At 61.4% G+C, this 14636-nt stretch carries 11 protein-coding genes and 1 pseudogene; 5 read left to right on the top strand and 7 right to left on the bottom strand.

Going from position 1 to position 14636, the window contains the following annotated elements; all coding sequences use genetic code 11:
• Positions 1-50: 50 nt before the first annotated feature.
• A complete protein-coding gene (gene uvrA, locus JQF37_RS08090) occupies positions 51-2885 on the bottom strand; it encodes an excinuclease ABC subunit UvrA (RefSeq protein WP_130209724.1) in 2835 nt (944 codons plus the stop codon).
• Between the two features lie 191 nt (positions 2886-3076).
• Here uvrA and JQF37_RS08085 point away from each other — a divergent pair, with 191 nt between their 5' ends.
• Both JQF37_RS08085 and JQF37_RS08080 read left to right on the top strand, forming a co-directional pair.
• Positions 3077-4474 carry an MFS transporter gene (locus JQF37_RS08085; RefSeq protein WP_130209726.1) on the top strand — a complete coding sequence of 466 codons (1398 nt, stop codon included), beginning with the start codon at positions 3077-3079 and terminating at the stop codon, positions 4472-4474.
• A 9-nt stretch (positions 4475-4483) separates the two neighbouring features.
• Positions 4484-4999, top strand: a complete 516-nt coding sequence (locus JQF37_RS08080; protein WP_007970128.1) for a single-stranded DNA-binding protein — start codon at positions 4484-4486, stop codon at positions 4997-4999.
• A 110-nt stretch (positions 5000-5109) separates the two neighbouring features.
• Here JQF37_RS08080 and JQF37_RS08075 read toward each other — a convergent pair whose 3' ends face one another.
• Positions 5110-5667, bottom strand: a complete 558-nt coding sequence (locus tag JQF37_RS08075; RefSeq protein WP_130209728.1) for a cysteine hydrolase family protein — start codon at positions 5665-5667, stop codon at positions 5110-5112.
• A 102-nt stretch (positions 5668-5769) separates the two neighbouring features.
• Here JQF37_RS08075 and JQF37_RS08070 point away from each other — a divergent pair, with 102 nt between their 5' ends.
• From JQF37_RS08070 to JQF37_RS08060, 3 genes are all read left to right on the top strand, one after another.
• Positions 5770-6762 carry a GlxA family transcriptional regulator gene (locus tag JQF37_RS08070; RefSeq protein ID WP_130209730.1) on the top strand — a complete coding sequence of 331 codons (993 nt, stop codon included), beginning with the start codon at positions 5770-5772 and terminating at the stop codon, positions 6760-6762.
• Positions 6763-6958: 196 nt separating this feature from the next.
• On the top strand, positions 6959-8068 hold the full coding sequence (locus tag JQF37_RS08065) for a DUF3182 family protein (protein WP_204149610.1): 1110 nt from the start codon (positions 6959-6961) through the stop codon (positions 8066-8068).
• Positions 8058-8816, top strand: coding sequence for an alpha/beta fold hydrolase (locus JQF37_RS08060; protein WP_130209734.1), 759 nt, complete (start codon positions 8058-8060; stop codon positions 8814-8816). Before JQF37_RS08065 ends, JQF37_RS08060 begins: the two co-directional genes overlap by 11 nt.
• Before the next feature lie 137 nt (positions 8817-8953).
• Here the strand turns inward: JQF37_RS08060 and JQF37_RS08055 are convergent, their stop codons facing one another.
• The 5 genes and pseudogenes from JQF37_RS08055 to JQF37_RS08035 all read right to left on the bottom strand — a co-directional run bounded on the left by JQF37_RS08055 (position 8954) and on the right by JQF37_RS08035 (position 14586).
• On the bottom strand, positions 8954-9940 hold the full coding sequence (locus tag JQF37_RS08055; RefSeq protein ID WP_130209736.1) for a lysylphosphatidylglycerol synthase domain-containing protein: 987 nt from the start codon (positions 9938-9940) through the stop codon (positions 8954-8956).
• Positions 9937-11220 carry a cardiolipin synthase ClsB gene (clsB, locus tag JQF37_RS08050; protein WP_130209738.1) on the bottom strand — a complete coding sequence of 428 codons (1284 nt, stop codon included), beginning with the start codon at positions 11218-11220 and terminating at the stop codon, positions 9937-9939. The genes JQF37_RS08055 and clsB overlap by 4 nt, the downstream gene beginning before the upstream one ends.
• Positions 11217-12014 carry an endonuclease/exonuclease/phosphatase family protein gene (locus JQF37_RS08045; protein ID WP_130209740.1) on the bottom strand — a complete coding sequence of 266 codons (798 nt, stop codon included), beginning with the start codon at positions 12012-12014 and terminating at the stop codon, positions 11217-11219. Before JQF37_RS08045 ends, clsB begins: the two co-directional genes overlap by 4 nt.
• Before the next feature lie 20 nt (positions 12015-12034).
• Positions 12035-12226, bottom strand: a pseudogene (locus JQF37_RS08040) (DUF72 domain-containing protein); the annotation flags it as partial.
• A gap of 1157 nt (positions 12227-13383) precedes the next feature.
• Positions 13384-14586: an MFS transporter gene (locus JQF37_RS08035; protein ID WP_130209742.1), complete on the bottom strand. Its 1203-nt coding sequence runs from the start codon at positions 14584-14586 to the stop codon at positions 13384-13386.
• Positions 14587-14636: the final 50 nt, after the last annotated feature.

The following is a 14636-nucleotide window of genomic DNA, read 5'->3' as shown; positions in this document are numbered from 1 at the left end:
AAAAGCCCCTGTCACTGATGAAGTGACAGGGGCTTTTTACTGGCCTGGACTCAGGCCCGATCGCGTTCCAGTAGCGGTTTCAGGTAGAAGCCGGTATGAGACTGTTTCATCTGCGCCACTTCCTCCGGTGTACCGACGGCAATGATTTGCCCGCCCTTGGAGCCGCCTTCCGGCCCCAGGTCCACCAACCAGTCAGCGGTCTTGATCACGTCCAGGTTGTGCTCGATCACTACGACCGTGTTGCCGTGGTCGCGCAGTCTGTGCAACACGTCGAGCAGTTGCTGGATATCTGCAAAGTGCAGGCCCGTGGTCGGCTCGTCGAGGATGTACAGGGTCTTGCCTGTGTCCCGCTTGGATAGCTCGCGGGACAGTTTCACCCGCTGTGCTTCGCCACCGGACAGCGTGGTCGCGGATTGCCCCAGTTTGATGTACGACAGGCCGACATCCATCAGCGTCTGCAGCTTGCGCGCCAGTGCCGGTACGGCGTCGAAGAACTCCCGCGCTTCCTCGATGGTCATCTCGAGGGTTTCGTGGATGCTCTTGCCCTTGTACTTGATCTCCAGGGTTTCGCGGTTGTAGCGCTTGCTCTTGCACACGTCACAAGGAACGTAGATGTCCGGCAGGAAGTGCATTTCCACCTTGATCAGGCCATCGCCCTGGCAGGCCTCGCAGCGTCCGCCCTTCACGTTGAAGGAGAAGCGCCCCGGCCCGTAACCACGGGAGCGGGACTCCGGCACGCCGGCGAACAGTTCGCGAATCGGCGTGAACAACCCGGTGTAGGTCGCCGGGTTGGAACGCGGCGTACGACCAATCGGGCTCTGGTCGATATCGACGACCTTGTCCAGGTGCTCCAGACCCTTGATGCTGTCGTGAGCGGCGGCTTCCAGCGTGGTTGCACCGTTGAGTGCCGTGGCGCTCAGGGGAAACAGCGTGTTGTTGATCAGGGTCGATTTGCCTGAGCCGGATACACCGGTCACACAGGTCAGCAGCCCGATCGGGATCTCGAGGTCGACGTTGCGCAAATTGTTGCCGCGAGCGCCCTTGAGCGATAGCGACAGCTTCTTGTTGCGCGGCGTGCGTTTGGCCGGTACTTCGATCTTCACCCGACCCGACAGGTACTTGCCCGTCAGCGAGTCAGGGTGAGCCATCACCTCGGCCGGCGTGCCTTCGGCGACGATATGTCCGCCATGAACCCCGGCGCCCGGGCCGATATCCACCACGTAGTCAGCCAGGCGAATCGCATCTTCGTCGTGCTCGACCACGATCACCGTGTTGCCGATATCCCGCAGATGCTTGAGCGTGCCAAGCAACCGGTCGTTGTCGCGTTGGTGCAAGCCAATCGACGGCTCGTCGAGGATGTACAGGACACCAACCAGGCCGGCGCCGATCTGACTGGCCAGGCGAATACGCTGGGCCTCACCACCGGACAGGGTGTCGGCGCTGCGATCCAGCGACAGGTAATCCAGACCGACGTTGACCAGGAACTGCAGGCGCTCGCGGATTTCCTTGAGGATCTTGTCGGCGATTTCCCCACGACGTCCGGTGAGCTTGAGCTCGCCGAAGTAATCGCAGGCATCGCCGATGGGCAGGTTGGTCACCGCCGGCAAGGTTTTCTCGCCGACCCATACATGCCGCGCCTCACGCCGCAGACGGGTGCCGCGGCAGTCCGGGCAGGCCTGGGTGCTTAAGAACTTGGCCAGCTCTTCGCGCACCGAAGCCGATTCGGTTTCGCGGTAGCGGCGTTCCAGGTTCGGCACGATGCCTTCGAACGGGTGCGAACGCTTGACGATGTCGCCACGGTCGTTCAGGTACTTGAAGTCGACGTTTTGCGAGCCACTGCCGTGCAGGATGAATTTCTGCTGATCGCCGGGCAATTCGTTGAACGGCACTTCGAGGCTGAACTTGTAGTGCGAGGCCAGCGAGCCGAGCATCTGGAAGTAATAGACGTTGCGTCGATCCCAGCCGCGAATTGCGCCTTCGGCCAGGGTCAGCTCGCCATTGACCAGTCGCTTGATGTCGAAAAACTGCTTCACACCCAGGCCATCACATGTCGGGCAGGCGCCGGCCGGGTTGTTGAAAGAGAACAGCTTGGGTTCGAGTTCGCTGATGGCGTGACCGCAAATCGGGCAGGCGAAGCGTGCGGAGAAAATCATCTCTTCACCCGGTTCGTCGTCCATCGGTGCCACCAGGGCGATGCCGTCTGCCAGCTTCAGCGCAGTCTCGAAGGATTCGGCCAGACGTTGCTGCAGGTCGGCGCGGACCTTGAAGCGGTCGACCACCACATCGATGGAATGCTTCTTTTGTTTGTCGAGCTTGGGCGCTTCATCCAGCTCATACAGCTTGCCGTTGATCCTGGCGCGCACGAAGCCCTGGGCACGCAGCTCTTCGAACACCGAAAGGTGCTCGCCCTTGCGCTCGCGAATGACCGGGGCCAGCAGCATGAGCTTGCTGCCCTCCGGTTGCGCCAGAACCAGGTCGACCATCTGGCTGACGGTCTGAGCCTCAAGCGGGATGTCGTGATCCGGGCAGCGCGGAATACCTACGCGGGCATAAAGCAGGCGCAGGTAGTCGTAGATTTCGGTGATGGTGCCGACCGTCGAGCGCGGGTTGTGCGAGGTCGACTTCTGTTCGATGGAAATGGCCGGCGACAGGCCTTCGATGGTGTCGACATCGGGCTTTTCCATCATCGACAGGAACTGGCGGGCGTAGGCCGACAATGATTCGACGTAGCGGCGCTGGCCTTCGGCGTAGAGCGTATCGAAAGCCAGGGATGACTTGCCGGAGCCGGACAGGCCGGTGATGACGATCAGCTTGTCCCTTGGCAGGGTCAGGTCGATATTCTTCAGGTTGTGGGTTCGAGCCCCACGAATCAGGATCTTGTCCAAAGTGGCCTCGCTTGGCGGGCGTCGAAAACGTAAGAGTATACGGCCAAATACTGGATGGATGCACACTATCAAATGACGGGAGTATTGGCTTACATGAAGAGTCTGTCAGCTGAGCGCGTCAAAGCGTCGCGATATACCCCGCCAATCGATGGGACTGGTAGAATCGCCGCCGGTTCACATGAGGTTTTTCCATGCACGATCCCCACAGCGAACGCATGAGTGGCAGCGAGACCCGCGCGGCGAGTGGTCTGGCCCTGGTGTTCGCCTTCCGTATGCTTGGCATGTTCATGGTGTTGCCGGTATTGGCGACCTATGGGATGGACCTGGCGGGAGCGACCCCGGCCCTTATCGGGCTGGCGATTGGCGCTTACGGCCTGACCCAGGCGATTTTCCAGATTCCTTTCGGTTTCATTTCCGACCGCATCGGTCGCCGCCCGGTCATTTATCTCGGTTTGATTATCTTTGCGCTGGGCAGTCTGCTGGCCGCCAACGCCGATTCGATCTGGGGCGTGATCGCCGGACGTATCCTCCAGGGGGCCGGGGCGATTTCCGCCGCAGTCATGGCATTGTTGTCAGACCTGACCCGCGAGCAGCATCGGACCAAGGCCATGGCCATGATCGGCATGACGATTGGCCTGTCGTTTGCCGTCGCCATGGTGGTCGGACCGTTGCTGACGCGCGCTTTCGGCCTGAGCGGATTGTTCCTTGCCACCGGTGGCATGGCGCTGTTCGGCATTGTGATCGTGATGTTCATGGTGCCGCGTGCCACCGGGCCGTTGCAGCATCGTGAGTCCGGTGTCGCACGCCAGGCGCTGATTCCGACGCTCAAGCACCCGGACCTGCTGCGCCTGGACCTGGGCATCTTTGTGTTGCACGCGATGTTGATGTCGAGTTTCGTTGCGTTGCCCTTGGCCCTGGTCGAAAAAGCCGGGCTGCCTAAAGAGCAGCACTGGTGGGTGTACCTGACCGCGCTGCTGATTTCCTTCTTCGCCATGATTCCGTTCATTATCTACGGCGAGAAAAAACGCAAAATGAAACGAGTTTTGCTCGGTGCCGTCGTGACGCTGATGCTCACTGAGCTATTCTTCTGGCAGTTCGGCGACAGCTTGCGGGCTCTGGTGATCGGGACGGTGGTGTTCTTCACTGCGTTCAATCTGCTGGAAGCTTCGTTGCCGTCGCTGATCAGCAAGGTTTCACCGGCCGGCGGCAAGGGCACGGCCATGGGGGTGTATTCCACCAGCCAGTTCCTGGGTTCGGCACTGGGCGGCATTCTCGGCGGCTGGTTGTTCCAGCATGGCGGTTTGTCGGTTGTGTTCCTGGGATGCGCCGGTCTGGCTGCCCTCTGGCTGGCCTTTGCTGTTACCATGCGCGAACCACCCTACGTCACGAGCCTGCGCTTGCCGTTGTCGCCCGAGGCGATCCGCGAAGCGGGTCTGGTTGAGCGCCTGAAGGCGGTCGTAGGGGTAACAGATGCAGTGATCGTCGCTGATGAAGCGGCCATTTACATCAAATTGGACACCGAACTATTGGATCGCACCACCCTTGAGCGCCTGGTGAACAGCCCGGCCGAGGCAGCGTGCGTAGCCTAGGAGAACGTAATGGCCCGTGGGGTTAACAAAGTCATATTGGTCGGCACTTGCGGCCAGGATCCTGAAGTTCGCTACCTGCCAAACGGTAACGCCGTGACCAACCTGAGTCTGGCGACCAGCGAGCAGTGGACTGACAAGCAAACCGGTCAGAAAGTCGAAAAGACCGAATGGCACCGTGTGTCGATGTTCGGCAAAGTTGCAGAGATCGCTGGCGAGTACCTGCGTAAAGGTTCGCAGGTGTACATCGAAGGCAAGCTGCAGACCCGCGAGTGGGAAAAAGACGGCATCAAGCGTTACACCACCGAAATCGTCGTCGACATGCAAGGCACCATGCAACTGCTGGGCGGCCGTCCACAGGGCGACCAGCAAGGCCAGGGCGGCGGTAACAACTACCAGCAATCCGCTCCGCGCCAGCAGGCACCACGTCCTGCCCCGCAACAGCAGCCACAGCGCCCGGCACCGCAACAAGCCGCGCCGCAACCGGCTCCGGATTTCGACAGCTTTGATGACGATATTCCGTTCTGATAAGCCGCTTCACCCGCTCTGAACACAAAGGCCCGGCGCTCACAGCGTCGGGCCTTTTTTTGTGGGCAATGGATTGATCAATTCGCTACCGGGCGCGGCAAGCTCCGGTCCTAGCCCTGGCTCGCAGACAGGAACTCGTCGGTGGCTATCACCTTGGCGTAGGCAAAACCCAAGGCTGACATGAAGGCCGCATGAACGTGGGCAGCCGGGACTGTCACGCCGTTGAATTCCAGGTCACGGGTCGCACAGGCGTCGTGGATCACTGTCACGGTGTAACCAAAATCCGCTGCGGCACGGGTGATGCCATCGATGCACATGTGGCTCATGCTGCCGACCACCACCAGTTCCTTGATGCCCTGTTCGTCGAGGATCGACTGCAGTTCGGTTTCGCGGAACGAGTTGACGAAGTGCTTGAGTACCACCGGCTCATCGGTACGGTTGAGGACTTTGGGGTGCAGCTTCGCGCCTTCGGAGCCAGGGGTGAAAAACGGTGCTTCTTCGGACGTGAATTCGTGGCGAATGTGCACCACCGAATCGCCAGCATCACGGAAGGCGTTGAGCAGACGTACAGCGTTGTCCGCCGCGGCATCGGCGCCGACCAGTGGCCACTTGCCTTGGGGGAAGTAGTCGTTTTGGATATCGACTAGGATGAGTGCTTGCTTGGCCATGACTGTTTCCTTGAAGTACGGGTTGAATGTGGCATCAAGTATTGGCCCAGGCACGCCATCCGGGGATTGGCCGCACCGACAATAGAAGGGGGAAAACTGACAATGGATGCACAAAGGGCGATCGCCGAACTGGGCGTGTTGATCTATCCCGGCGCGCAAATGGCGGCGGTGCATGGGTTGACGGACCTGTTCGGGGTGGCCAACCGGATCGCCGCCGAGCATCAGGCGGTGCAGTTGCCGCTGCTTCGGGTCAGTCATTGGCAGGTGGATGGCGAGCAGGCGCCAGCGCGGGTGTACGACAGCCATCCTGGCGTGGACGGCGCCTTGGTGGCGGTATTGATTCCGCCGTCGATTGCCGGGTTCCGCGAAGGCCAGGCATCGCAGGCGTTGATTCGCTGGATGCGCCAGCAACATGCCAGCGGCGCAACCCTCGGTGGTGTCTGCGTGGGCTCGATTCTGCTGGCCGAAAGCGGTCTGCTCGACGGCCGGAGTGCCACCACCCACTGGACCTCGGCCAAGGCATTCGCCGAACGTTACCCGGCAATCAAGCTCAAGGCTGATACCCCCATCGTCGATGACGGCGACCTGATCACCACCGCCGGGCTGATGGCTTGGTCGGAGCTGGGTCTGCGCCTGGTGGATCGCTTGCTGGGGCCGAGCATCGCCACCGGCACCGCACGCTTTCTGGTGGTTGAACACAGTGACAGCGCCAGCGAGTGCGGCAGCAACTTCGCGCCGATTCTCAGCCATGGCGATGCATCGATCCTCAAGGTTCAACACTGGCTGCAAAGCACCGGGGCCACCGACGTGTCGTTGACGTCCATGGCCGAGCGGGCAGGGCTGGAGGAGCGCACCTTCCTGCGCCGGTTCCGTGCCGCCACCGGGCTCAAGCCCACCGAGTACTGCCAGCACCTGCGGGTCGGCAAGGCGCGGGAAATGCTCGAATTCACCAACAGCACCATCGACCACATTGCCTGGACCGTGGGGTATCAGGACCCGGGCGCCTTTCGTTCGACCTTCAAGAAGATCACCGGGCTGGCGCCAAGTGATTACCGGACCCGGTTTGGCGTGATGCCGAGTGTTGTTACCCGCTAAAAGCCGTGGGAAGAGGAAGGTTTGAGTCGTGCAAAATGCCGGAATGTTAAAGGTCGTCGTGCAGAATAAAACAGGCCTGATGCCACCACCTTTCGCGTAACCGGCTGATTTGAAATACGTTTCTTTTCAGCCGCGATTGGCCTGATCTCTGCACCCCAACAGCTACATTCATCTGGCGCCGATTGAAGGGGGACGCATGACCCCAACAAGCCGCAAGAAACTGGTGGTCGCCCACTCGGTGCGCTCCGACGCGCCGTTGCATGAAATCGAAACCAATCGCGCGCTGGCCCGCTGGCTGGCGCACATCCTCGGGCTCAAGTACGGCGGCAGTTACGACCCGACGCAGCATCTCGGTCGTGAACTTTACCTGTTGCCGACGCAAACCCTGGTCGGTGCTGCCGCTGCCCGGCAACTGGGCGTCAAGGGGCCTGAGGATTTGTGGGGCGGTTACGTCGAGCATGACTTCATCTGCACCAAGGCCATCAGTCACGGTTTGTGCAACCATCTGGCCCGTGCTCCCCATGGCTGGTCGCCGTTGTTTTCCCAACGGGTGCGCCCTGTGGTGCTGGATGGTCTCAGCGTGTTTTCCTTCGACGATGCGCGGCCGGCGGCGGAGCACCTGCTATACACCGGCCCGATCCGCCTCAAGCCGATTCATGCGTGCGCCGGGCGGGGTCAGGAAGTCATCAAGTGCCTCGACCAGTTCGATGAAATGCTTGCCCGACCCGAGGCCAAAACCCTGTTCACCGAAGGCGTGGTGCTGGAGCAGGACCTGGACCAGGTGATTACCCACAGCGTTGGTCAGAGTTTCATCGGCGACAAGGTACTGAGTTATTGTGGTGATCAATATTTGACCAAAGACGCCCACGGCGAAGAGGTCTATGGTGGTTCCAACCTGTTGGTGGTGCAGGGTGGATACGACGATTTACTGAAGCTGGACCTGCCCGATGACGTGCGGCTGGCCATCCAGCAGGCACAAGTGTTCGACAGCGCCGCGGATGAAGCCTACCCCGGTTTCTATGCGTCGCGTCGCAATTACGACATTGCCCAGGGCATGGCCAGCGACGGCAAGCCACGCAGCGGCGTGCTCGAACAATCCTGGCGCATGGGCGGGGCCAGCAGTGCCGAAGTGGCGGCCTTGCAGAGCTTCGTCAACGATCCGGATATGCGCGCGATTCGTGTGTCTTCGGTGGAAACCTACATTGAACAACCTTTGCCGGCGCACGCCATCGAGGTGTATCGCGGACCGGCGCAAGACAGTGATTTTCTCCTCAAGTACGTAACGGTCAAATCCTATGACGGCTAGAAGCGAAAGCATTCAAATCGACATCGACGACGAACAGATGAGCGGGACTTTTCTCAGCCCCAAATCCAAGGTCCCCGGCGTGTTGTTCGTGCACGGCTGGGGCGGTAGTCAGGAGCGCGACCTGGAACGGGCCAAAGGCATTGCCGGCCTGGGTTGCGTGTGCCTGACCTTCGACCTGCGCGGGCATACCGGCGGCACCGGCATCCCGTTGTCCCGGGTGACCCGTGAAGACAACCTGCGCGACCTGCTGGCGGCCTACGATCGCCTGCTCGCGCACCCGGCGCTCGATACCTCGGCGATTGCCGTGGTCGGCACCAGCTATGGCGGTTACCTGGCTGCGATCCTGACTTCGTTGCGCCCCGTGCGCTGGCTGGCGCTGCGGGTGCCGGCGCTGTACCGCGACGATCAATGGCACACGCCCAAGCGCGATCTGGACAAACTCGATCTGCGCGATTATCGCAGCACCCTGGTGCGCGCCGATGGCAACCGGGCGCTGCATGCCTGTTCGCAATTTACCGGGGATGTGCTGCTGGTGCAGTCCGAGAGCGACGACTACGTGCCCCACGCAACCATCATGAGTTATCGCGCGGCCTGTCAGCAGACCCATTCGCTGACGCACCGCATCATCGACGGTGCCGACCATGCGTTGAGTGATCCCGTTTCACAGCAAGCCTACACCTCGATCCTCGTGGACTGGATCACGGAAATGGTGGTGGGCGAGCGGCTGAGCATCATTCAGTCCCGGTGATAGTGGGTGTTTCGAAGGACGCCATCGCGGGCAAGCCCGCTCCCACAATGGATCCTGGTTGAACACATTATTTGTGAACACCAGGGACCCTGTGGGAGCGGGCTTGCCCGCGAAGGCGGCCTTTCAGGCAGCATCAGTCACTTGGGCTTCCTCGAGATCCGCAATGCCTTGGCCTTGGCCTCCACCACCAGATACATCACCAGTGTGATCAACAACGGCAGCAGGAAGTAGATCGCCCGGTAGGCCAGCAGCCCCGCCACCAGGCTGCCCCGCGACACCTCATGTTGCAGCAGTGCCACGAACACCGCCTCCAGCACACCGAGGCCGGCCGGGATGTGGGTGATCACCCCGGCGATGGCGCTGATCAGCAGCACGCCAAGCACCAGCGGATAGTCCAGTTTGCTCGGCAGCAGGGTGAAAATCACCGCCGCCATCAACGACCAGTTCAAGGCCCCGAGGGCCAGTTGCAGGATGGCCATGCGCAGCGACGGCAAGTTGATTTCCACACCGCGAATGGCCCATTCCCGGCGGGTGGAGTACCGGCAGGCGGCCAGATAGCCCGCGCTCACCAGCAGCAGTAACACACCCACCCCTTGCAGCGCTCCGCTGCTGAGTGTCCAGCCGGGCGGCATGCGCACCAGACCACTGCTGAACACTGCGCCGGCAATCACCATGTAGCCAAACCAATTGGTGGCCAGGCTCAGACCGAGGATTTTCGCGATGTTGGCTTTGCTCACACCGAGTCGTGAGTACAGCCGATAGCGCATGGCAATGCCGCCAACCCAGGCGCTCAGGTTGAGGTTGAAGGCGTAACTGATGATCCCGACGGGCAGGATCTGTTTCCACGTGAGGTCCTGGCGGATGTAAGTGCGGCCGATCAGGTCGAAGCAGGCATACACCAGGAAGCTCGTGAGGGTCAGCCCGGACGCGATGATCAGCGTGCGCACCTTGAAGTCGGCCAGGGTGTCGAACACCTCGTTCCATTCGATGCGCTGGGCGAACATCGTCAACAGCACGATCAGCGCCAGAAAAAACAGCAGCGTCAATGGTCGTTTCCAGCGGCTCCAGCGCGACTTGGCCGGGTGTTCGGCGTTGCGCATCGCGGGCGCTTCAGTGCGACTCATGATGGCTCGCTCCGGGGCGGCGCGGTGAAGGCCTTGAGGCGGGGTTTGTGTGCCGGCAACCAACCGGCCCAGGCCGGGAAATGCCGCAGGAAGTGGAAGACCAGAAAACCCACGGTCATGTGCCAGATGCGGCCGCGCGGGGCGTTGTCGACCGACATGACCTTGCAATGGTTGTCGCTGAGATCTTCGAGGCGTTCGAACAGATGCCGGTTGAACCCACGGTCGCGGATCAACACATTGGCCTCCAGGTTCATCGACAGGCTCAACGGGTCGAGGTTGCTGGAGCCGACCGTGCTCCAGTCTTCGTCCACCAGCGCGACTTTGCCGTGCAGCGGACGGTTGCAATATTCGTAAATCCTCACACCGGACTTGAGCAGGTAGTCGTAGGTCATGCGCGCCGCGAGCTTGGCCACCAGCATGTCCGGCTGCCCTTGCAGAATCAGCCGCACCTCGACACCCCGGCGGGCTGCATTGCGAATATCGCGCAGCAGTCGATAGCCGGGAAAGAAGTACGCGTTGGCGATCACCACGCGCCGTTGTGCGGTACGCAGTACCTGGCGGTAAACCTCCTCGATGTCGGTCCGATGCTCGCCGTTGTCGCGATACACCAGGCGCACTTGTCCATCGTGATCGCTGAACGCCAACTCCGAGCGGCGTTGGCGACGTCGTTGCCACCAGTACCTGGCGCGCACCGGGCGCCCGCATTGCAGCAGGGCAAAGTGATGGATGTCGGTCACCGCCGGGCCTTGCACTTCCACCGAGTAATCCTGCTTGGCCTCCGGGCCGAAGTCGGCCAAATGGTCGGCGGAAAAGTTGATCCCGCCGAGGAACGCGAAGGTCCCGTCGACGACCACGATCTTGCGGTGCAGGCGCCGAAACCAGTTGGTGCGGATGCCCAGGCGTTTGGGCGCCGGGTCGAACATTTGCAAATGCACACCGGCGTCACTGAGGGCGGCGAGGTAACCGCTGCTCAGTTCTCCGCAGCCAAATCCGTCGAGGCTGGCGGTGACACGCACGCCGCGCCGGGCCGCGTCGATCAGTACGTCCTGCAGTTCTGCGCCGACCTTGTCCTCGAAGACGATGAAGGTTTCCAGGAGGATTTCGCTTTTGGCCTGACGCATCGCCTCGAACACCCGGGGGAAATAGGCTTCGCCGTTTTCCAGCAACTCGACCCGGTTGTTGCCCTGCCAGCGGTACTCGACATCGACCACGGCCGGCTCGCTGACCGGGGGCGCGGGAACCGGGTCCACGGTGGTTTTATCCATCGGCGAAGCACTCATAGCTCGATCTCCACCGATAGCGGTGCGTGGTCGGAAAGGTGTGACCAGGGTCGGTTTGTCAGCACCTGCGGGCAACCGGCTTTCAGATTGCGTACGTAGATGCGGTCCAGGCGCAGCGCCGGCCATCGCGCGGGAAAACTGCGCGCCGGTTTGCCCTGATGTTCGGCGAAGACTTCGCGCAAGCCGCAAGGCTTGAGCAAGGCATCGGCGCGCTGGCGCCAGTCGTTGAAATCACCGGCGATGATTACTGGTGCGTCACCGGGCAGTTCTTCCAGGCGACGGGCCAACAGCTTGAGTTGTTCAGTGCGGTGGCTTTCACGCAGGCCCAGGTGCACGCAAATGGCATGCACCTCCGGGCCTTCGCCGGGCAAGCGCAACACACAATGCAGGACGCCGCGATTCTCGTGGCCGCTGATCGACACGTCGAGATTGTCATGGCGCACGATCTGGAATTTCGACAGCAGCGCATTACCGTGATCGCCCGCCGGGTAGACCGCGTTGCGCCCATAGGCGAACTGCGGCCAGAGGCTGTCGGCGAGGAATTCGTATTGCGGCATCGCCGGCCAATTGTCATAGCGCTTGGGGTGGTGTTCGTGGGTGCCGTGGACTTCCTGCAAAAACACCACATCGGCAGACACACTGCGCACCGCTTCGCGCAATTCCGGCAGGATGAATCGCCGGTTCAATGCGGTGAAGCCTTTGTGGGTATTGACCGTCAGTACGGTGAAGCGATGCACCAGGGGCTCGATGGTCGCTTGCTCGTCGGTGACGCCAACCGGCTCGGTAATGCTCATGCCAGCACTCCTTCGGCAGCCGGCGTGTCGACGTACCACTCGGCGTAGCGCTCTGGCCGTTGCAGGGCGTAAAAAAATCCATTGAGTTCGATGCTATTGACGGCCCGCGAGGCGAATTGCAATTCGCGCTTCCGGGCCAGGCCCTTCGGGTAGAAATCCCCTCGCCAAGGTGTGTAGCGCCAACCTGAAATGCCGATATGAATCGCCGCCATGTCGCCTCCGGTCCGAGTGCCCCTGTCTTTTGATGACTGCGGGGCAATGGCGAAAGTTTCGACGGGACTACGGGTGGCAGGTATTGCTTGACCTAAGCCAGGGCACTGCCCGTTGTGGGAGCCAGCCTGCTGGCGATGGTCTTCAACGATAACGCGTGTGATCTGGATAAACGCGGCGCCCTTGGGTCCATCGCCAGCAGGCTGGCTCCTACAGGTATTGCGTGACCTATGCCAGGGCATGGTCTCTTGTGGGAGCCGGCTTGCCGGCGATGGTCGTCAACGATAACGCGTGTGATCTGGATAAACGCGGCGCCCTTGGGTCCATCGCCAGCAGGCTGGCTCCTACAGGTATTGCGTGACCTATGCCAGGGCATGGTCTCTTGTGGGAGCCGGCTTGCCGGCGATGGTCGTCAACGATAACGCGTGTGATCTGGATAAACGCGGCGCCCTTGGGTCCATCGCCAGCAGGCTGGCTCCTACAGGTATTGCGTGACCTATGCCTGGGCATGGTCTCTTGTGGGAGCCGGCTTGCCGGCGATGGTCGTCAACGATAACGCGTGTGATCTGGATAAACGCGGTGCCCTTGGGTCCATCGCCAGCAAGCTCGCTCCTACAGGTATTGCGTGACCTATGCCTGGGCATGGTCTCTTGTGGGAGCCGGCTTGCCGGCGATGGTCGTCAACGATAACGCGTGTGATCTGGATAAACGCGGTGCCCTTGGGTCCATCGCCAGCAAGCTCGCTCCTACAGGTATTGCGTGACCTATGCCTGGGCATGGTCTCTTGTGGGAGCCGGCTTGCCGGCGATGGTCGTCAACGATAACGCGTGTGATCTGGATAAACGCGGTGCCCTTGGGTCCATCGCCAGCAAGCTCGCTCCTACAGGTATTGCGTGACCTATGCCTGGGCATGGTCTCTTGTGGGAGCCGGCTTGCCGGCGATGGTCGTCAACGATAACGCGTGTGATCTGGATAAACGCGGTGCCCTTGGGTCCATCGCCAGCAAGCTCGCTCCTACAGGTATTGCGTGACCTATGCCTGGGCATGGTCTCTTGTGGGAGCCGGCTTGCCGGCGATGGTCGTCAACGATAACGCGTGTGATCTGGATAAACGCGGTGCCCTTGGGTCCATCGCCAGCAGGCTGGCTCCTACAGGGGGGTCAGTGACCGACGACGATACGTGTCGAGGATTCGGCATACACCGGACCCAAGCGGTCAAGACGACCGCTCCAGGCCGTCAGCGCCAGTGCCACCAGTACCACCAGGCCGCCAATCCACGCCGTATGTATCAGCCCCATATGCGCAACGATCAGGCCACCACCCCAGGCGCCACCGGCGATGCCGAGGTTGAACGCGGCGATGTTCAGGCCGGAAGCCACGTCCACCGCATGTGGCGTGTGATGTTCGGCCTGGCGCACCACGTACACCTGCAACCCCGGCACATTGCCGAACGCCACGGCGCCCCAGACCAGCACGGTGGCCAGCGCCAGCCATGGATTGCCGGCCGTGAAAGTCAGCACGAACAGCACGGCGGCGAGCAGGCTGAAGATAATTTTCAGGGCGCTGATCGGACCGCGTTTGTCCGCCAGTTTGCCGCCCCAGATGTTGCCCACGGCCACCGAGATGCCGTAGACCAGCAGCACCAGGCTGACGGTGCTGGCGCTGAAGCCGGAAATGTCCTGGAGGATCGGTGCCAGGAACGTGAACGCAATGAACGAACCGCCGTAGCCGACCGCCGTCATGGCGTACACCAGCAACAACCGTGGTTGCTTGAGCACCTGCAATTGCTGCAACAGCGACGCAGGTTTGCTGTGGGCGATGTTTTTCGGCACGTACAGCAGGCTGCCGATGAACGCGATCACACCCAGCGCGGACACGGCGAGAAAGGTTTCACGCCAGCCGAAATGCTGGCCGATGAAGGTGCCCAACGGCACGCCAGTGACCAGTGCCACGGTCAGTCCGGTGAACATGATGGCGATCGCGCTGGCGGCTTTGTCCTTGGACACAAGGCTGGTCGCGATGGTCGAACCAATCGAAAAGAACACCCCGTGGGCCAGGCCGGTGACGATCCGCGCAATGATCAGCGATTCGTAGCTCGGCGCTTTCCAGGCCAGCAGGTTGCCGAGGGTGAACAGCACCATCAGCGACAACAGCAGCATTTTGCGCGGGACTTTGCCGGTGAGGGCCGTCAGCACGGGGGCGCCGACCGCGACGCCCAGCGCATACAGGCTGACCAGAAGGCCGGCGGACGGCAGGCTGACGCCCAGGTCGGCGCCGATGGTGGGTAACAGGCCAACGATGACGAATTCGGTCGTCCCGATGGCAAATGCGCTGAGGGTCAGCGCGAGCAAGGCAATGGGCATGGCTGCAACTCCGGTGGGTTGATTCGATGGAGCGCAGTGTCGAGGTTTGG

It is taken from the genome of Pseudomonas sp. MIL9 (genome assembly GCF_016887925.1).
In the GTDB taxonomy this organism is placed as follows: Bacteria; Pseudomonadota; Gammaproteobacteria; order Pseudomonadales; family Pseudomonadaceae; genus Aquipseudomonas; species Aquipseudomonas mohnii.
Note: the sequence above shows the minus strand (reverse complement) of the source record. Positions and strands in the feature narration are given on the sequence as shown.

Excerpts from the sequence above, each read along its gene's own strand:
- JQF37_RS08085 (WP_130209726.1), top strand. The coding sequence starts at position 3,077 with ATGCACGATCCCCACAGCGAACGCATGAGTGGCAGCGAGACCCGCGCG.
- JQF37_RS08080 (WP_007970128.1), top strand. The coding sequence starts at position 4,484 with ATGGCCCGTGGGGTTAACAAAGTCATATTGGTCGGCACTTGCGGCCAG.
- JQF37_RS08075 (WP_130209728.1), bottom strand. The coding sequence starts at position 5,667 with ATGGCCAAGCAAGCACTCATCCTAGTCGATATCCAAAACGACTACTTC.
- JQF37_RS08070 (WP_130209730.1), top strand. The coding sequence starts at position 5,770 with ATGGATGCACAAAGGGCGATCGCCGAACTGGGCGTGTTGATCTATCCC.
- JQF37_RS08065 (WP_204149610.1), top strand. The coding sequence starts at position 6,959 with ATGACCCCAACAAGCCGCAAGAAACTGGTGGTCGCCCACTCGGTGCGC.
- JQF37_RS08060 (WP_130209734.1), top strand. The coding sequence starts at position 8,058 with ATGACGGCTAGAAGCGAAAGCATTCAAATCGACATCGACGACGAACAG.
- JQF37_RS08055 (WP_130209736.1), bottom strand. The coding sequence starts at position 9,940 with ATGAGTCGCACTGAAGCGCCCGCGATGCGCAACGCCGAACACCCGGCC.
- clsB (WP_130209738.1), bottom strand. The coding sequence starts at position 11,220 with ATGAGTGCTTCGCCGATGGATAAAACCACCGTGGACCCGGTTCCCGCG.
- JQF37_RS08045 (WP_130209740.1), bottom strand. The coding sequence starts at position 12,014 with ATGAGCATTACCGAGCCGGTTGGCGTCACCGACGAGCAAGCGACCATC.
- JQF37_RS08035 (WP_130209742.1), bottom strand. The coding sequence starts at position 14,586 with ATGCCCATTGCCTTGCTCGCGCTGACCCTCAGCGCATTTGCCATCGGG.